The sequence below is a fragment of the Dyadobacter sp. HNCC25DJ185 genome (assembly GCF_056895195.1).
The window spans coordinates 164,960-182,978 of record NZ_JBXHAR010000001.1 but is presented as its reverse complement, the minus strand read 5'-3'; the positions used below and the strand labels follow the sequence as shown (position 1 = coordinate 182,978).

Below are 18,019 nucleotides of genomic sequence, written 5' to 3'. Positions count from 1 at the left end.
TCCTGTCACTAGATTTTGATCCCTATGATCCAATTCAACCCAGATCTATTAATTAGTCTCGCAGTGCCATAGGATGTAGCTAAAATAAAAACAAACCAAGCTAGTTGCATGATGATCTTTAAGCTAAGGATACTGTATAAATTGTAATGGGTCGCCAGCGCTTGCAGAAAAGGAAAGGCAAGTACGATCCATATACAGTGCACCAAATACATCCCAAAAACAATCCTCGAACGCTGAAAACGCATCCATTGATCATAGGACTTCTCTTTTAGCGATAAAGTAATTAATAATAGGGAAAGGAGCCCGCTGGAGAGCCTGATGGAACCGAACGGGTCTTTGCAACCGATACCATCCAGATATTGCCCCTCCAGTGCAGAAATGAATAGGGCCAGCAAAGTAACCAATGCAATGGCAATCAATGGAATACGATTAACAAGCTGCATTACTTTATCCAGATTCCTATAGAGCTGTACGCCCAGCCACAGGTAGAAAATATAACCCAGAAATGCCTTGGTATGATTGGATGAAACCCAACCGAAATACAAATTAATGTTGTACAGTAGTGTGATAGCCAGCAAAATCCCCCCAAACCAAACCTTGTTGATGTGCTTTCTGAAAAAGATAAGCACAATACTTGAAAAGATCGAAACTGGTACAAACCAGTAGGCAGCATAAAACAATGCCCCTATGAATAAAGCATTGAATAACTCCAGTATTTGGGAGGCACGTGTAAATTCATTTGGCCGTCTGAGATAGGCTTGAGAAACCTCGATGAATACCCAAATCAAAGTAAATACCATCCAGGGCAGGATAGTGCTTCCAAATCTTCGCCCTAGGTAACGGGCGACACTATACTTTGGCAAAAGTATAGATAAAAAATAACCTGATATGATAAAGAACATAGTGGTTCCAAACCTGCCAAGCTGTTCAAATATAATCTTACCTAAAAACAACAGGTTTTTTATTCCGTCCCACTCTTGCCAGTCGAGCTGACAATGGTTCCAAATCACCGAACTAATGGCGATAAAACGCATTAGCTCCATTTTTTCGGCTGTTTTCAACCATAGGTTCTCCTGTTTTACAGGATCTGTTGTGGTATTGTTTTTCACTTGGCAAGAGGAGGAAAAACAAAGCAAACACAGAATGTTCCATGCCCTCTTTGTAACGTTGAGTAATTACCGCAAGTTACAACCCATTCTACACCGTTCAATACCGCTGAATAAAAGTATACGTCCTATGAAGTCCGTATTGCGCAGCTAAATGTGCCCATGTCCGTTATCAAAATATAAAAAAATACTCCACCGGAAGATTACAGCTCAACAACCAGGTGCATCTACATTACACTCCTGACGATGCCTTACTGACAGGAGGATACGTTTTGTTATCCTGTGCCACAGTTGCAATTCAATAGCTGATGGTAAAAACTTAATTTTTTCCGGCCAGAAAATAATAGCTGGCCTGCTTGCTCCTGAAGTTGGCCCGGGAATTTACAAGCTCGCTATGGGCCTGCTGGTATAAAGCCAGGGCGTCCATGAGCTCGCTGATGCCGGCAAGACCGCTTGCATAGTTGTCCCGGCTCACTTTCAGGTTTTCTTCGGCCTGTTGCAGGCTCTCGAAGGCAAAACCAATTTCCTTAAGCGCATCGGACATATCGTACCATCCCTTGGTGATACCCACGCGAAGCTGGTCTTCAACATCTTTAAATCTGTTCAGGGCCATTTGCTCGTTTAGCTTGCGCTGCCTTAGCTTCTGTTTGCCCTTTCCCCACCAGTCGGAAATAGGTACCTGCACGGTCGCCATCGAAAGCGGCATAAATTTACTGCCCAGGCCGTTACTTACCCCGCCGATCTGGGCTGCGTTAAGTCCCACAGAAACCGTTGGCAGGTATTCTCCACGGGCCAGTTTTGTCTGAAGTTTTTCCCCTTCAAGGCTCTTTTTCATCAATGCATAGGTACTATTTTCTTCCAGTGCGTCGCTCTGATCCAATAAAGGGAGTATTTGGTCAGGTATGGCGAGCGTATCCTGCATCAGCAAGGAGTCGCTGAACGCGACGCCGGTATACACACAAAAATCGAGCAATGCCAGCTTGCGCCCGCTTTCCAGCTTGCTCTTGTTGAGCAGCAGCCTGCTGCGCTGCACTTTTACCTTGAGCATATCGTTACGGGCTATCAGGCCGGAAGTCAGCATGTCGTTTTGCTGCTTTAAGATGGCCTCCAGCATTTTTTCATTGGCAGCGATCACTTTTTGCTGCTCCTGGATATTGACCAGGTTCCAGTATTTCTGTTCAGTAACCAGCAGAACCGAATCCGTGGATTGTTTTGCCCTGATTTTGGCGACTTCCAGCTGCAGACCTGCAAGCTGGCTGCCTGTTTTGATTTTTCCGCCTACGTAAATGGGCTGGGTAGCCCCCGCGCTGACCAGGTACAGGTTGCCGACGCTCTGCTCCAACAATGGTGGCATAGCGCCTATCAGGTCCTTGAAGCCATATATCCCTACGCCATTGAGGCTTACAGAAGGGTAATAGGCCGATTTTGCTGACATGATATCTGCCCTTGCGGACTGAATTTGCAGCTCCGTGTTCTTCAGAGTCCTGCTGTATGCGAGGGCCGACTGTTTGCTTTCTTCCAGACCGAGTACCTTGGTCTGGGCCCGTCCCTGCGATACCAGCAGGCTCAATGTTAAAACAAATATTAAGCTTCTATTTTTCATTGCTGTTTTTTTAAAGTTTCGTTTGGGGCTCTTCTGTTTGTAGCTGTCGTCCGTCTTCCCCTCTGAAGAAAAGCAGATAAAGTGCGGGCAGTACAAATAGTGTCAATAGCATGGAAACCAGCAGTCCGAAACAAATCACTGTACCCAGAGGCCCCCATAAAGAAGAGCGGCTGACGATCATCGGGATAACCCCCACCGCCGCTGCAGTGGATGTCAGAAAGATCGGGCGCATCCTTCGCCCGGCAGCATGCACTGCAGCTTCTTTTACAGACAACCCTTCCTTGAGGCGAAGCTCCTCCGCAAAATCGATCAGGATAATACCATTACGCACTACGATACCGCACAGGGCCAAAAGTCCGATGAATGAGGTAAACCCAAAGGGATACCGCATCAGCATCAACCCAAAAGAAGCCCCCAGAATGCTCAGCGGCATGGTGGTAAGGCTGAGCAATGCATGTTTCAGGTGCTTGAAGTGCCACACCAGTATCAGGAAAATGATGATCACACTCACCAGCAGCGAGCCGCCCATCGGGAGCATATTTTCCTGCTGCAATTCATATTCACCGCCATAGGAAAGACTGATACCCTCGGCAAGTCCGATTTTCTCGATTGCCGGGCGCATCTCTTCAAACAGTTGTCCGGCTACAGCACCTTGCTCAATGTCCATCCGCACCGTCAGGGTCCGTATACCGTTACGACGCACGATCTGTCCCTGGTGCCAGTCTGCCGCGATGCCGGCAACCTGGCGAAGCGGTACAATGGTCCGCGACTGCTGTACGGGCACGCTCAGCCCTGCCAGCTTGCCCACGTCGCTGCGGATACTTTTGTCGGTTTTAACCTTCACATCCAGCGCATAACCGTTCTCCCAAAGCTGGGTTGCCGATAATCCCTGCATGTTCATCGCAACGACGTTTGCAATATCTTCTTTGCTAAGGCCCAACCGCGATGCTTCGTCCGTTTTTACATCCAGCCGGATACCTTCCTGCATCTGTTCGTAATCGGTACGCACCCAAGTGACCCCTTCTTGCCTGGAGGCAATCTGTTTGACGGCCCCCGCAACTCTTTTCAATTCGGTTATGTCGCCTCCTGATATCCGTACCTCTATCGGGGCGGGAGCCGACACCATGTTCAGTTGTTTTAACCTGACATAGGCTGTCGGAAATTGGTCCCCGTATTTTTTCTGGTATTCAGAAAGTATCTCTTCTGTCGTTTTCTCAGAGGTAGTGTTGATCAGAATCTGGGCATAATTCTTCGCTGGAAGATTAGGTGCATACACGGTATGGAAGCGGGGTGAAGCTGTGCCGATAAAGCTTGTGTAAGTCTTTATCCGGGTATCAGCGGCCATGATCCTCTCCATCTTCTTGACCACGCTATCGGTTTGCGCCAGGCTATACCCGTTGGGAAGGTATATTTCCATAGCAAACTGGTTGCGCTCCACCTTCGGGAACAGCTGTTGCGGCAGTTTGGCCATCAGGCCCACACCGGCGATGACGGACAGCCCCCCCAGCACGATGGTAATGGCTGGATGACCCACCGCATTGGAAATATGTTTGTCAAAGAAACCCTGCAGGCGGTCCAGCATCGATTTTTTGTCGGCTTTCTTGTTCTGATCATGCAATCCTCTTTTTATAAACAGGGTATTAAAATGAGGTACCAGCAGCATCGAGATGACCAGCGAAAGTGTCAGCGCTATTATAATGGTCAGTGGAAATACACTGATAAAATCCGCAGCTATACCCGTCATAAAGAACATGAGCGGGGCAAAGGTGGCCGCGATGGCGAGTGTGGCCGTAAAAACCGACGGAAACAACTCCATGGCGCTATGCTTCGCTGCCTCCCAGACCCCCAGGCCATGGTCGAGTTTTTCGACATGGTTGTCGATCACCACAATGGGGTCATCCACAACGATACCCAACACAATGATCAAAGCGGCCAGGGTAACCGTATTCAGCTCCAGCCCGAACATGTACATCAGCGCCAGTGTGGCAGCAATGGTGATCGGGATTGTAGCAGCCGCTACCGAAGCGACCCTGAGCGGAAGGAATATCAAAGCAACGATGACGACACCTAGCAAAGCAAACCCGAATTCTTTCATGAAGTGGCTGATGGATTCGTCCACCACTTCGGGCTGATTGGCCAGTTTGGACAGCCTGATATCGGAAGGAAGTGTCTTTTGAATGGCCGCCAGCTTTGCATCCAGGTCTTCCCCAAAATGGACAATGTTTTTTCCCGTAACCATCTCCATAGAGATAACGATACTTTTGGTCCCGTTGGCTGTCACATACGACTCAGGATCTTCATATTCCCGGCGGATCTCGGCGATATCACGAAGACGGATGATGCCTCCGCCACTGCTTTTGATGATCTGACTGGCCAGGTCCGCCTCTGTTTTGTAGAAAGAGGTCAGATAAATGGGTCTGTCCAGCACCCGCCCTTCAATAGTTCCGGCCGCATTGATCGCCCCTTCCTTTTGAAGAGCCTGCATGAGCGTGCCTGACGTTATGCCATATTGGATAAGTTTATTGTTATCCACATAAATACCGATCTGCTCATTCTGGCTCCCAACCCGGGTGATCTTGGCCAGGCTTTTTACCTGACGGAGACCATCCTCAATATCTTCCACATTCTGTTGCAGGCTCTTATAAGGCCGTGTTTTGGATTCAACGGCCAGCAACACAGCGGAGGTACTGCCAAAATCGCTGTTCACCAGAATACCGCGCACTTCTTCGGGCATCTGGGCTTTCAGGACCAGCACGCCATTCTTTATTTTGTTCCAAAATGCTTTCGTATCGCTGTCATTGATATGCTCGGCCACCTCTACAAAGACATACATCATCCCATCCTTGGAATAAGAGTAGGTCTTGGATTTGTTAACCTCATTAAAAGAAAAGAGGTATTCTTCCACTTTTTTGGTAAGCTGCTGCTCCACCTGCTCACTGGAAGCACCGGGGTAGATGCCAATGATTACGCCCTGCCTGATGGTGAATTCGGGGAATTCGTTGCGCGGCATATTGAACAGGGCGTAGATACCGACTATAAAAAGCACCGCAGCCAATGTCATCGGGAAGGCATTGTAGCGCATCGCCCATTCCACCATATTGATGTTTGATTTCTTGCTCATCTCGGCTGTTTATGGATTGACAATATGGATGGGGGTGTTGTCGGTAATTTTGTGGATACCCGATGTAATGATTTTCTCATTGCCCATAAGACCTGAAGTGATGGTTATGCCGTCGCTGGACAAGTCCCCTACTGTTACCTGTTTCCTTACAGCCTTACCTGCCGACGTATCGGCCACATACACAAACCGCTTGCCCAGTTCATCCACCTGGACAGCCTCAATGGGAATAACCAGGCCGTTTGTGGCCGGGCCGTCAGCTGTTTTTTCCAGGTTTGCAAAAACTACCTCGCAGGCCATCCCAGGTTTTACCGATCGATCGGTATTACTCAACCTGATTTTGACGGTGTAATTTGGGCTTCCGACTGTGGCAATCGCGGCGGTTTCGTCCACAATTCCATCCAGCACCCGGTTTTGCAATGCGGCTATCCTCACCGTTGCTTTCGCCCCTCTTTTGTACCTGCCTATTTCCGCTTCCGGTACAGGCACTTCCACATTCACCGAGGATATGTCCAATAGTTTGGCAATGGGTACACCTGGTCCGACAGTGGCACCCGCTTCAACCTGCTTGGCACTGATGTATCCGCTGATCGGGGCGGTGATCCTGGTATGGGCGATATTCTGGTAAGTTGCCCGGGCCACTGCTTCGGCCTGCTCATATTGCGAGCGTGCCTCCAGCATACGAATCTCGGCAATACTACCCTTGCGGAACACTTCGGATATGCGTTCATTATTTTCCTTTGCCAGCTTCACCTGCGCCGCCTGTGCCTCGTACTGGTTCCGGTACACCGTTTCATCCACAGCCGCAATAAGCTGGCCTCTGGCGACATACTGCCCTTCTTGTACCGGAAAGGAGGTTATCGTGCCACTCACCTGGAAACTCAGGTCCACTGTTTTGCCGGCAGCCACAGTGCCTATGTAAGTCTCAGCGCCCGTTGCGGCTTTGCCGGCCGTGTCGGCTTGCCACACAGCAACGTTTACCGGGGACTTTACCGAATCCCTTTCGCTGCTGTTACAGCCCAAAATACCAATCAAGGCCAGGACCATAGCCCCATTCAAAGTCTTAAAGCTATTCATACATTAAACATTTGACGTTATTTGCATTTTTGTCGATTATTAGGCAAAAAAATTTATTTCAAAGCTTTACACAACAGGTTGGTGAGCCACTCAAGCCTGTTTTCCAAATCATTCAATCTGTTGTAGAGGATCAATTCTTGTTCAAAACTGCGAAATGCTGTGACCATAACCGAAGAGAGAAATTCAATATCTGCCTCGTCAAGATGGGCGATATCACCATTGGCGATTCCCCATCTCAGGATCTTACTGGTCATTGCATTTTCCTCCTTAAGGGACACATTGTTCAACTTTAGAAAGATTTCAGGTTCATTCCTTAGATCTTCGACGATGTTATAATATTCTTTGATAAGGTTCTTAATGCCTTTCAGCTTCATTGAATTATAACCGTAGAAATTAGCGTTGACCGAGGCCGTGGGCTGCAAATGACGGTCGGCCTCACTGATCAGCCCGGAAAACTCTTCCACAACCAGCGCTTCGAAAATGTCCTTCGTATTTTTAAAATAATGATATAACGAGCTGCGGCTTTTACCGCACGCCTTGGAAATATCGTCCATAGATACTTTTGAGAGCCCATGCCTTTTAAATACGTCCTTGGATATACGGATGATATGCTCTCTTACAATATGGTCTTCTTTGGTGTTCATTCGACAAAAATACATTTAATGTCGAATGAACACCAAATCTTTTCTTACATTTTTTTGGCGTGTCGCCCACCAGCTCCTTGCCAGGTAAAACGACCCCTTCCCGACGCAAATGCCACGGATGTCCGCACAGCGACACAATATGCCTACACCCTCTGGTATTTTTTCGGCTTAATGCCCATGTATTTTTCAAATTCCCGCGTAAAGTGGCTTAGGTTGGTGAACCCTAGATCAAAACCTACTTCGCTCACATTTTTTGATGTTTCTCTTAGCTGCCTGCCTGCTTCTTTCATTCGCATGAACTGAAAATATTCGTATATGCCCATGCCGAAAACTTGTGTGAAAAGTCTTCGCATCTTCATTTCATTCATACCTGCTATCTGCCGTAATGTCGCAATGGATTGCGGCTTATCTATTTTTGAAATCAGGGCATCACGCACTTTATAAATGGATAAAATATCGCTTTCATTGAATTTATGATGTGCCAACTGTGATCTGTTGCCCAAGCTTCGAAACAAATAGTAAAGCAATTCGATGGCTTTCAGTTTATAATGAAAATCACTCAATAGTATCTGATTTTCTTTTTTCACAGTTTCATTGACGACGCGGATCATGTCATCGGTCATTATTTCTTCAAGTAGAAAATTATTGTCTCCTTCGAATAAATATTGAAATTTTTCCGCGTCATTTCTTAGAAGGCTTTTTAAAAAATCACCGTTAACAAACAAAGCAATTATCGAAACATGGCAGTCCTTTTTAAACAGGCTAAGATGTGAAAAACCCGGTGAAAAGACCCTGATGTAAGGCTTTTCATCCTGAAATTGAGGCATGCCTTTGACATTTTTCTGATCCTTAATCTCAAAGATATTTTTGAAATAGATACAAACACTGTCTTTGATGTTTTGGGGAGGACGGGTAAGTCGGGTAAATGATTTTTTAACTGTGTAAGATGCGGCAAACATGGCTAAGTCAGGCAGAAAGTCAAATATTTTCTGAAAATGTACCTCAATGTTTTCGACCGTATTATCGCCGCTAGCATAGCCGATTTTATCTAAAAACCGAATAATACTTTGTTTTTCATCTTCATGTACCATCGTTTATACGACTATTTTTACTAGTTATTGGGCTATTTTATCTGTAAAATAACCAATAATCTTGCAGATAGATCAAATAAATCATCAGAAAAAAAATGAAAGAGAAAGTTTTAATTTCAGGAGCAAGCATCGCAGGGTTAACCTTAGCTTATTGGCTAAATAAATATGGCTATCAGGTAAGTATTGTTGAGATTAACAAAGGGGTACGAAAAGGCGGTTCGCCAATAGATGTAAGGGCCGGGTCCTTATCAGTTGCGAGAGAAATGAATATCTATGAAAAAATAAAGGCAAAAGAATTTATACATGACGTTGAAATGGTGAATGCCGAAAGTGAAACATTGATAAGATTTGGAATCAATAAACAGGCTGAATACGAAGGGGACATTGAAATTCAGCGTGACGACCTGGTGGAGATACTTTATCAGAATATTCCTGCCGGCGATGTTGAGTTTATTTTTGGGAATAGGATTGAGCAACTCACTCAGCATCCAGATCATGTTGAAGTAAATTTTATAAATGGCGAAAAGGAAAACTATGCATTTGTTTTCGGCGCAGATGGCACGCATTCTCTGGTGCGAAAATTAGTCTTTGGTGACGAAGTAAATTTTTCTAAATTTTTCGGCGCCTACTTTGCCATTGCCGAAGCAGCGGAGATGAAAGTCCAGAATAATACTGCGTTGATTTATCGCGAGCCGGGCAAGGTATCAGCATTATATCCATTTAATACGGTCGTAAATGCATTCCTTGCTTTCAGGTCACCGAAAATAAAATACGACTACCGAAACCCCGAACAGCATAAACAAATTTTGCACGAGTATTTCAAAAATAGCGGATGGCGTATTCCGGAAATTTTAGAAGCGATGTTACAATCCAATCATTTATATTTTGATGAAGTTTGTCAAATTCACATGTCCGCTTGGGCAAATGGCAGAGTGGCATTGGTAGGCGATTCGGCACACACCACAAGCTTCCCGACAGGCATGGGGACCAGCCTGGCTATGCAGGGAGCAACGATTTTGGCGAAAGAACTTTACGCTTCAAACGGAAATCACAACCTGGCGTTTGCCAAATATTTCGAAACTTATAAACCCTATGTGGTAAATGTACAAGCCCGCATCGAGCAAGGATTAAACTGGTTAATTCCTGAAACATCGGAAGGCATCCAGGCAAGTATTGACAGATTTAAGAAGTAAACAGATATCACGAAAAAATCAATAGTTAGTATTTTTGTTGCATTTGGCCAGGTGCGCCCGCAATGGAATACCCTGAATTTGATGGGCAACATGCTGATAACGAACGGCGATATCACCTAGGCAAAGGCGGGGGCTGACACACCATGGCCGATACCTGCCCGTTACCTGGCATGGTGTAGTACAGTCCAGAGAAAACAAATGGAAAAATCTAAATCAATTGCCGGAATTGTCGGGCCGACGCTGATCGTAATGGTTGCATCGGAAATGAAGCTATGGAATCCTGCGTTGTATGATACGCAAATCGTACCGGTCATTTATCTGAATGGCGTATTGCTTTTTATTGCGGGGCTGGCCATTGTCAGGAACCACAATATCTGGACCTACGGCTGGCCAACCGTGCTGACGCTGGTGGGTTATGCGGCGCTCATCATGGGTTTGCTGAGAATGTTTTTCCCCCAGGCACAGCAGGCGGAATTCGAGAATAATCTTTCCATTTTTGGGCTGGAAATCATCTTAATCCTCATCGGCATCTTCCTGACATTCAAAGCATACAATCCCACTCAGAAACAACCATAAAACACGCTTAATCGGCCTGTTAAAACAAAATCAAGCCATAACGCAGGTAACATTTCATTGACACGGAGCGTAGTCAGCAGAGGCCGCAATTTCAGACGGCCCCTGCCCCCTTTGTGCATCGTCCCTATTCTATCAGAGCATCGACCAGTTTTCTCAGCTCAGCATATTTAGCCTGTCGCCCGTCGGGCTTCAGATAAAAGGCCATTAAAAACGCGCAGTATCCTTTGTTGTGATCGACCCACGGGTAACTGCCAAAGAGGCCCGGGCTGCTGACCGCACCACTGCCCATCACCCACTCCCCGTAACCGTATCCCACGCCACCCGCCTCAGCAGGTGTATAGGCCACCTTTACATCCGGGGTGATTCTGTTTACCTGCATTTGGGCTATGCTTTTTTCCGATAAAATCCTTTTCCCATGGAAGCTGCCCTTGTCCAAAACCATGGTTAAAAAATGGATATAGTCTTCGGGAGTGCTGCTGGCCCCGCCCGCTGGCAGTGCTACTGGTCCCTTTCCAAAATCCGTGTTTTTCATTTCCAGCGGCCCGGCGATCCGCTCGGCAAACAGGGTTTCAAAACGCTTGCCGCTGATCTTTTCGAGCACCGCACCGGCGATTTGCAGACCTGTATTGCTATAACGAAAGACTGTTCCCGGAAGTCCTTCTGCCTGGTAGGCGGCGATCTGATTGATGACCTCATCCATCGTATTGGCCTGCCGCTTCTCTTTCAGGTCCTCCTTTAAATCCGGAGACAGGATCCCCGTCATGTGGGACAAACAATCTGCGATCGTAATGCCGCCTTTTCCATTTTTTGAAAGAACAGGAAGGAATTTTCCGACCGTATCGGTAAGTTGTATTTTGCCCTCGTCCACAAAAGTCATCACCAGCGCTGCACTCAGCCATTTGCTGCAACTGGCGATCTGCTGTTTTGTTGTCTGGGTATAATCACCTAAATCCGGTTTCTCTCCCTTCCGTTGGGCCATCAGCCGGACAAGTGCCTGCTGCCTGCCACTCATTTCATTGACCGCTCGATTGTAAATCACCTTTCCATCTTTGTAGACCACCAGTATCAGCCGTCCACCCATCTCGCCGGCATGAGCAGCAAGCCATTGGTCCAACTGAGTAAATGATGGCTGGGCACAAGCATCGCCGAGCACCAGCAGCATTGTTATCAGTACTATTATCTTTTTCATTTTTTTCAGGCGTTTATTCGCAGTAAGCAATCCTTGGGTTATAGCGGGTACTATTGCATTTGAATTGGTATTTATCCTGGTTGTACCTGGGCACCGGCGCATCTGTAACTTCCAGAGGGGCCATATATTCGCGGTTGTACCCGGGCATGGTCACCTGCTGAGCTGAACCATTTCCAAGAGCCACGTTCTTGCCGGCTGCATTTTTGTTGAAACTGTAATCAATCAGTGCATCCAGCAAACGATAAACCCCGTAATAGTCATATGCATCGTAGGCGGTGCGGGTGTTGGGCAGCGTATGGTCCGTCGCATATTTATAGCCTGCCACGGTTGACGGTTTCAGGTAATAGTAGTCCTTTTCTGCATTGGAAATAGAGATGTTCTTAAAGATATCGATGGCCATTCTATGGTCATTATATACATCCTCGTCATAAACCTGGGTGATCATCTTCGTATCGGCCGGGAAGTTGGCGAGCTGGTCGGGAGTGATCTGATAACTGTACCAGGGCGCCATTGTGAACAGGAAACGCCCGTCCTGCCCCCAGCCTTTTTCGGTGAAAGCTTTATAGGCCAGGCCAATTGATGCGCCACCACCAAATGAATGCCCCATGAATCCCACTTTTCCGGTATCGATAATATTGGGGTAATCGGCGGCCGCTTTGATGAAGCCCGTCCATAAAGTGGTGTAACGGTGGTCTATACTGGTATCATTAGTCGCATAGGGAACAAATACAACTGCGTAACCCTTCTTGGCTATGAATTCGAACAGGCCTCTGTTATATTCTTTGCTTTCGCCTCCATAAGGGTGCGAATATAAGATCACCGGCCTGGGCGAGGTAGTGCCCGCCGGATAAAACACGGTAACATTCGTTCCCGGATATTCGGTATTGGTAAACTCAATCTCCGATACCGCATAAGTACCATCGGCACCATATCCCGACGACGGACGGGAAATCGGCCCTGCAAGGTCATCGTCGACCGGTTCTGCCGTCGGCGCGTCCGTATTTTTGGAACAGCCTGAGAGGATCAATGCCAGCAGGTATAAACTGAATAATATCGTCTTCATTTTCTTTTGTTGATGCTCTATTTTTGGTTTGTTCAGATTTACCGTTTTTTCCTTCTCTCTTTCAAGCCTGCCTTCATCTCATCCTGAAAAGCCTGGTATTGTCTGTACTGTTCGGTGGTGAGGACCTTTTTCAGCTCTGCCTGCTTCTCTTTTTTCGATGCGCTGATCTTTCTGAACTTAGATAACTTACTGTCGCCACTTCTAATGACCGGCTCGTTCTTCAATGCATATTTCAGGTTAATGGCTTCAACCTGGTTTAGCTGTACGGAATCCAAGCCGAGCTTATTTTTCATCATTTCCGTTTGAAGTTTTGCCCTTTCCTGCGGCGTCATATCCTGCATTACCGAAGCGTTCTGCGCGATAATCAGTTGACCGGACAGCATAAATAATAGGTTCATTGTCAGGATTATTCCCTTTGTGGAGATGCTCGTTTTCATATTTGTTGATTTTCTATTTTTTTGATTTGATACAATACTCTTTGGATCGGCATATGATAGCGGGTCTGGTCAGCGGTGAATGACTACTACACGCCTGTATGCTGCCGACCGTACCACAGCGACCGCTGGCCGCACAACAACGGCCGGTCTTACTGTTACGCGTCTTACCAAGGCTACAATAATCGGCCGAACCGGAGCGACTACAACACGGGCGACGGGTCTGCGTACAATGACATGTGTTTGCGCTTTTGTATTTGCCATGCCGACGGCGGCAAGGCAAATCAATAAAATGACCTTTTTCATAATGTTGAATTTCTAAAATGATATTTATAAGTATGACCTTTTTGTGCCGCTTGTTTATCATTTTTCCGGAGAAGTGTCTGATACTGGGAGTGAGCTGACTGTGGCGCTTCTTGAACTGGCCGGTTTAAACCAGTCGATAAAACCCTGCAAGACGAGCCTAAATGGATTATGGCTTAAAAAGCCGGTCGTAAGGCCGTACATTACCTTCTCGGTTTCAGGCTGGTAAGTACCAAACAACCTGTCCCAGATAATGAAGACACCTCCAAAATTCTTGTCGATATACATAGGATTACTGCCATGGTGTACCCGGTGTGACGAGGGCGTATCCATTACCTTTTCAACTGCGCCAAGCCTGCCCACAGCTTCGGTATGTAACAGGAACTGATATGCCAGATTGAGCGAGTAGGATATCACAATAAAGTCGGGCGGCATACCCAGCAAAGCTGCGGGGACAAAAAACAACGGACTGACAAGTGCTGAGAACCAGTTGAGCCGGTAAGCTGCGGTGAGGTTCATGTGCATCGCCGAGTGATGCGTCATATGAAAGGCCCATAAGGGTTTCCAAAGATGTGATATGCGGTGGAACCAATAATAGATAAAATCGGCCGTGATAAAAGTGACCAGGAAGACCCAGCCTCTATGCGGCAGCATGAATGGGGAAAGACTAGCAAAAAAACCGAGCAAGCTCAACTGATAACCGGCAAACAGGTATTTGGAAAGCTGGAAGCCTGCAAAGACAGCCAGATTGGAAACAGTCTCCTTTACATGATAAGCGCCTTTGTCTTTTTTCCAGCTCCAGATGATCTCAGCGGAAATCAGCCCGGTCACAACCAACAATAGGTAGATCCGGTAGGGTCCGATGTCGTTTTTCATTGCCTTGGCTTTTTGTTTGTATTGGCCTGACGCCTTACTGCAAAATTGGCCCGAAAGTAGATTTCAGACCTTGTTAAACCCGGTGAAATAGAAAAACGTGGGGGTGAACTGACCTAGCTGTTCATCCATTTTCTGAATTCGGCAGACTTGGCTTTACTGATCAGGATCTGCTCGTCCGGCTCGGGCTTTACCCTAACCAGCAAACGCCCGCTGAAATAAAACTCGGCTTCGACCACCGCATTTCGGTTGACAATAAACTGTCGGCTTACCCTCAGGAATAGCGCTGGGTCCAGTTGTTGCTCCAATTGCTCCATGGTTGATTCCACGACATACTGCTTGTCATGGGTAGTACGGATATAAACCACTTCATTTGCGGTATAGAACCAAGCTATTTTATCTGTTGCCAGTGGGATCAGCTTATCCCGATAGTGCACCAGGAAGGATTTTTTATAGGACCTCGTCAGGTTGCCCAGTTGTGCCAGTAGCTCAGCCAACTCCGGTCCGCCTGGCTTTTCAGCAGCGCCGGTCCAGTTTTTATATTTATCCAGCGCACCTCTGATCTCATCGGGGTCAAATGGTTTCAGAATATAGTCGATACCATTGTTCTTGAACGCGGTAATCGCGTAATCGTTGAAGGCCGTCACGAAAATAACGGGGCGGGATATCGCTGTCTGTTTGAAAATATCAAATGAAACGCCGTCTGCCAGACGGATATCCATAAAGATCAGGTCATAGGCTGCGTGATGGTCATTGAACCATGCGACTGCGCCGGACACCGCACTCAATGTTTTAACAACAGTGACGTGTTCGTCTGCTTCATTTAAGATATGGACGAGGCTGCGGGCAGTAGCTGCTTCATCTTCCACGACCACGATACGGATATTGGTCATCGCTTTAAAGGGATTTTTACGATAAAGTGTGTATCAGACCTGCTGATCTCAATTTCATGGTCCATCATGATCCTGAAACGTTCATTCAGGTTGGCGAGGCCCATTCCATTGCTCGCATCCGGTGTTGGTATTTCCCAAATGCTGTTACTGAAAATAAGCTGATCCTCATTTGATTCAATGACTACCTGCAATGGCCTTTCTGCTGTTGCAGCATTATGTTTCACTGCATTTTCGAGCAGGGGCTGCAAAGATAAATGCGGTATTTTAACCGGCAGGCATGCATCGGCAACATCGATGGTGAGCTCAAATGCATCTTCCAGCCGCATGGAAATCAGTTTGGCGAACGATCTGAGCATTGTCAGCTCGTCGGCAAGGCTGACCAGATCCGTATGGGAACCTACCAATGCGTAACGAAAAACAGCAGACAGGTCACGAATGTATTTTTGGGCCTGCTCCGGATTTTCACGGACTACCGCCGAAAGGCTGCTCAGGGAATTGAACAGGAAATGCGGGTTCATCTGCTCTTTTAATAATTGTAGTTCTGAAGCCAGGTTAGTATTTTTCAATTGCTGGTTTTCCGCTGCCATGCTACTGGAATTGCGCATCAGCAAAATGATCTTGACGATGATGGCGGTCAATATGGCACTCAGGGTCAGTCGAAAAAAGACACCGGAGAACATCAGACGCGGCAATTGAAGACCCGGAAAAAACAAACGCTGAGATACCGTACCGGCTGTTAATAAAACCAGGAAAGCAAGGAAGTTGAAGGTCGCATAGAAGAAGTACTTCCCCTTTTCCCTGTAAGATGACAACCCTTCTCCCCTGCACAGGTTAATGCTGAAAAGAAAGGCGCAAAAAAACAGGTTGAATGCGCACTGGAATAGAAGTTCAAAGGGATTGAAATGCCAGTATTGGGCCATGAGCCCGTTTTCACGCAAAGCCAAAAGTTTCGGTGAATTTACCATCAGGGAGATCAGCAGGGAACTGTACCAGCAAATACGGCGCTCATTTTTATCCATCTTTAAACTTAGAGAAAAATTGATATGCTGCGACAGCCACGGCTGTCAGTTAGACAAATCAGGGGGTAAGCTGGAATATTTCAACTGTCAGTTTAGCCTTCCATTCCGGCCTATCGACAATCTGAGTTGACACCTGCCATTTCAAACTACACTTCTAAATTTTGTCCAAAAAATATATCCCATTAGTTTCTATGTTCAAGATTAAATCCAATTTTTGCAATTGCGATTCATTTTGACGTCGGAACATATCCCAATAAGTTAAACGACTCAGTTACTTTCTTTGGTCAGCCATTTGAGTGAACAAAGTAATCTATTGACTATAAGGCCCATTTGAATGGTAACAACAGAGATGCGATACATGTTTTTCATTCCCGGCCGGTATATTCCATCTCACGCCCGGATTTTCCCGTCCGACCCATATTTTGCTCCTCTTTTGCCTCACGTTTCTGAACATGGGCCTGACATCGCAAATAATAACTTAAAAATACGCCCCTCAAATAAATGAAAGCAGTCAACCTGAAGCTGGGAGCCCTCATATCAACGTTTCTGTCCCTTTCCGTTCTACCGATCAGGCTTTCTCAAGGGCAGGGAGATGATCCCCTCAATCTAACAGGTTCAGAGATCATGATCTGGGTCATGTGCATGGCATTATGGTATATAGCCAGCCTGACGTTCTATCGGACAACGATTGCAAACTGGCAGAAAATTGCACTGGTTATGCTCATTTGCACTGTCTTTTCAAACCTATTTTACTATGTTACCAACATTGCTTTTGAAGATTATCCGCTGACGCCCATGCGCGATCTCCCCCTATGGCTTGCAACGGTTCGTCTATCGATTCGCGGTCTGCTGATCGGTTTGATCATTGCGCCGATGGTTTCCCTGCTCGACAATGAGAGAAGAAACCAAAAGGCCAGGCTCGATCGCGAGCGACAAGTAGCAAATGAGGCCATCCAACAACGACGGTTGCTGGAAGCCCTGGTGTCTGATCGTACGGCAGCACTCCAGGATACCCTGTCCACACTGGAAAATTCCCGTAAAGAGCTTGATAATCAGGTATACTTGCTATCCCGCCTGGTTGCATCGATTTCGCATGACGTAAATTCGCCCCTTAAATACGGCACATTGATCGCCAAAAGAATAAATGTCCTGCTGACTCAAAATGACATCGGCATGGTAACAGATATTGCCGGTGAACTCGCAACCTCTCTTGAAAATATTTCCACTCTGATGGATAATCTATTGGCCTTTTCCAAAGGATGGATCAACAAAGAAACCATTTACCGCAGGCCGGTAAACGTGTTGCGTCTTGTTGAAGAAAAAATAAAGCTATTTAAAGGGATAATCGATTCCCAAAAGAACATTTTAGAAATCAATATAGGTGCAGAGATCGAGGTTATTTCAAACGATAACCTTTTTGCTGTCATCATACACAATCTGCTGGACAACGCGACCAAGTTCACCACAGACGGGGTGATTAAAATAGCAATACAAAAAAAAGGCACGGGATTCCAATTGGTCATTGAGAATTCTCTCAAAAAAATAGGTAGCAATCTACGTGAGGATCCCGGCAGCCCTCATTTTTCGGAAAACGATCCCATGTCAAATAGGTCTGAGCGTGGTATCGGATTGATGCTGGTAAACGATATCGCCTCCCTGCTCGACATCGCATTTCTTATTGAACACACACCGGCCATGTTTACTGCCCGACTGACTTTTGCAGATCGCCTGCAACCTTCATGACCGAGACGTTGATACGACCATCGCGCTATGATTACACGACGCCCAGGGTGTCCGCTGTATTTTCTCCATTGGCACAACAGCCAGATTTGCGCCC

15 protein-coding genes are annotated in these 18,019 nt (G+C 46.6%); 3 read left to right on the top strand and 12 right to left on the bottom strand.

Features of this window, described 5'->3' with window-relative positions; genetic code table 11:
- Window positions 1-8 precede the first annotated feature (8 nt).
- From AC1XUF_RS00865 to AC1XUF_RS00840, 6 genes are all read right to left on the bottom strand, one after another.
- Entirely contained in the window at window positions 9-1,109 is a 1,101-nt protein-coding gene (locus AC1XUF_RS00865) for an acyltransferase family protein (RefSeq protein ID WP_483339668.1), read from the bottom strand.
- Between the two features lie 316 nt (window positions 1,110-1,425).
- A complete protein-coding gene (locus tag AC1XUF_RS00860; RefSeq protein ID WP_483339667.1) occupies window positions 1,426-2,709 on the bottom strand; it encodes a TolC family protein in 1,284 nt (427 codons plus the stop codon).
- Window positions 2,710-2,719: 10 nt separating this feature from the next.
- A complete protein-coding gene (locus AC1XUF_RS00855; RefSeq protein WP_483339666.1) occupies window positions 2,720-5,830 on the bottom strand; it encodes an efflux RND transporter permease subunit in 3,111 nt (1,036 codons plus the stop codon).
- A gap of 9 nt (window positions 5,831-5,839) precedes the next feature.
- Window positions 5,840-6,904 (bottom strand): efflux RND transporter periplasmic adaptor subunit, encoded by a 1,065-nt coding sequence (locus AC1XUF_RS00850; RefSeq protein ID WP_483339665.1) that lies wholly within the window; start codon window positions 6,902-6,904, stop codon window positions 5,840-5,842.
- 53 nt (window positions 6,905-6,957) lie between these two features.
- Complete coding sequence (locus AC1XUF_RS00845) at window positions 6,958-7,548, bottom strand: TetR/AcrR family transcriptional regulator (RefSeq protein WP_483339664.1); 591 nt, start codon at window positions 7,546-7,548, stop codon at window positions 6,958-6,960.
- 143 nt (window positions 7,549-7,691) lie between these two features.
- Complete coding sequence (locus AC1XUF_RS00840) at window positions 7,692-8,639, bottom strand: helix-turn-helix domain-containing protein (protein WP_483339663.1); 948 nt, start codon at window positions 8,637-8,639, stop codon at window positions 7,692-7,694.
- Window positions 8,640-8,734: 95 nt separating this feature from the next.
- Between AC1XUF_RS00840 and AC1XUF_RS00835 the strand changes: the two genes are divergently transcribed.
- Both AC1XUF_RS00835 and AC1XUF_RS00830 read left to right on the top strand, forming a co-directional pair.
- Window positions 8,735-9,832, top strand: a complete 1,098-nt coding sequence (locus AC1XUF_RS00835) for an FAD-dependent monooxygenase (protein ID WP_483339662.1) — start codon at window positions 8,735-8,737, stop codon at window positions 9,830-9,832.
- A gap of 198 nt (window positions 9,833-10,030) precedes the next feature.
- The gene (locus AC1XUF_RS00830) at window positions 10,031-10,408 is read left to right on the top strand and encodes a hypothetical protein (protein WP_483339661.1); all 378 of its coding nucleotides are present in this window, start codon (window positions 10,031-10,033) and stop codon (window positions 10,406-10,408) included.
- Between the two features lie 124 nt (window positions 10,409-10,532).
- On the opposite strand, the gene AC1XUF_RS00825 is transcribed toward AC1XUF_RS00830, so the two are convergent.
- The 6 genes from AC1XUF_RS00825 to AC1XUF_RS00800 all read right to left on the bottom strand — a co-directional run bounded on the left by AC1XUF_RS00825 (window position 10,533) and on the right by AC1XUF_RS00800 (window position 16,182).
- On the bottom strand, window positions 10,533-11,597 hold the full coding sequence (locus AC1XUF_RS00825) for a serine hydrolase domain-containing protein (RefSeq protein ID WP_483339660.1): 1,065 nt from the start codon (window positions 11,595-11,597) through the stop codon (window positions 10,533-10,535).
- 13 nt (window positions 11,598-11,610) lie between these two features.
- Window positions 11,611-12,660 carry an alpha/beta hydrolase gene (locus AC1XUF_RS00820; RefSeq protein ID WP_483339659.1) on the bottom strand — a complete coding sequence of 350 codons (1,050 nt, stop codon included), beginning with the start codon at window positions 12,658-12,660 and terminating at the stop codon, window positions 11,611-11,613.
- Window positions 12,661-12,698: 38 nt separating this feature from the next.
- Window positions 12,699-13,097, bottom strand: coding sequence for a hypothetical protein (locus tag AC1XUF_RS00815; protein WP_483339657.1), 399 nt, complete (start codon window positions 13,095-13,097; stop codon window positions 12,699-12,701).
- A gap of 360 nt (window positions 13,098-13,457) precedes the next feature.
- Entirely contained in the window at window positions 13,458-14,273 is an 816-nt protein-coding gene (locus tag AC1XUF_RS00810) for a sterol desaturase family protein (RefSeq protein WP_483339656.1), read from the bottom strand.
- 113 nt (window positions 14,274-14,386) lie between these two features.
- A complete protein-coding gene (locus tag AC1XUF_RS00805; RefSeq protein ID WP_483339655.1) occupies window positions 14,387-15,163 on the bottom strand; it encodes a LytR/AlgR family response regulator transcription factor in 777 nt (258 codons plus the stop codon).
- Complete coding sequence (locus AC1XUF_RS00800; RefSeq protein WP_483339654.1) at window positions 15,160-16,182, bottom strand: sensor histidine kinase; 1,023 nt, start codon at window positions 16,180-16,182, stop codon at window positions 15,160-15,162. Before AC1XUF_RS00800 ends, AC1XUF_RS00805 begins: the two co-directional genes overlap by 4 nt.
- Window positions 16,183-16,683: 501 nt before the next feature.
- Here AC1XUF_RS00800 and AC1XUF_RS00795 point away from each other — a divergent pair.
- Window positions 16,684-17,925 (top strand): sensor histidine kinase, encoded by a 1,242-nt coding sequence (locus tag AC1XUF_RS00795; RefSeq protein WP_483339653.1) that lies wholly within the window; start codon window positions 16,684-16,686, stop codon window positions 17,923-17,925.
- Window positions 17,926-18,019: the final 94 nt, after the last annotated feature.

Coding starts and splice junctions, on each gene's coding strand:
- AC1XUF_RS00830 (WP_483339661.1), top strand. CDS start 10,031: ATGGAAAAATCTAAATCAATTGCCGGAATTGTCGGGCCGACGCTGATC.
- AC1XUF_RS00795 (WP_483339653.1), top strand. CDS start 16,684: ATGAAAGCAGTCAACCTGAAGCTGGGAGCCCTCATATCAACGTTTCTG.
- AC1XUF_RS00860 (WP_483339667.1), bottom strand. CDS start 2,709: ATGAAAAATAGAAGCTTAATATTTGTTTTAACATTGAGCCTGCTGGTA.
- AC1XUF_RS00825 (WP_483339660.1), bottom strand. CDS start 11,597: ATGAAAAAGATAATAGTACTGATAACAATGCTGCTGGTGCTCGGCGAT.
- AC1XUF_RS00835 (WP_483339662.1), top strand. CDS start 8,735: ATGAAAGAGAAAGTTTTAATTTCAGGAGCAAGCATCGCAGGGTTAACC.
- AC1XUF_RS00820 (WP_483339659.1), bottom strand. CDS start 12,660: ATGAAGACGATATTATTCAGTTTATACCTGCTGGCATTGATCCTCTCA.
- AC1XUF_RS00850 (WP_483339665.1), bottom strand. CDS start 6,904: ATGAATAGCTTTAAGACTTTGAATGGGGCTATGGTCCTGGCCTTGATT.
- AC1XUF_RS00815 (WP_483339657.1), bottom strand. CDS start 13,097: ATGAAAACGAGCATCTCCACAAAGGGAATAATCCTGACAATGAACCTA.
- AC1XUF_RS00800 (WP_483339654.1), bottom strand. CDS start 16,182: ATGGATAAAAATGAGCGCCGTATTTGCTGGTACAGTTCCCTGCTGATC.
- AC1XUF_RS00840 (WP_483339663.1), bottom strand. CDS start 8,639: ATGGTACATGAAGATGAAAAACAAAGTATTATTCGGTTTTTAGATAAA.
- AC1XUF_RS00810 (WP_483339656.1), bottom strand. CDS start 14,273: ATGAAAAACGACATCGGACCCTACCGGATCTACCTATTGTTGGTTGTG.
- AC1XUF_RS00855 (WP_483339666.1), bottom strand. CDS start 5,830: ATGAGCAAGAAATCAAACATCAATATGGTGGAATGGGCGATGCGCTAC.
- AC1XUF_RS00805 (WP_483339655.1), bottom strand. CDS start 15,163: ATGACCAATATCCGTATCGTGGTCGTGGAAGATGAAGCAGCTACTGCC.
- AC1XUF_RS00845 (WP_483339664.1), bottom strand. CDS start 7,548: ATGAACACCAAAGAAGACCATATTGTAAGAGAGCATATCATCCGTATA.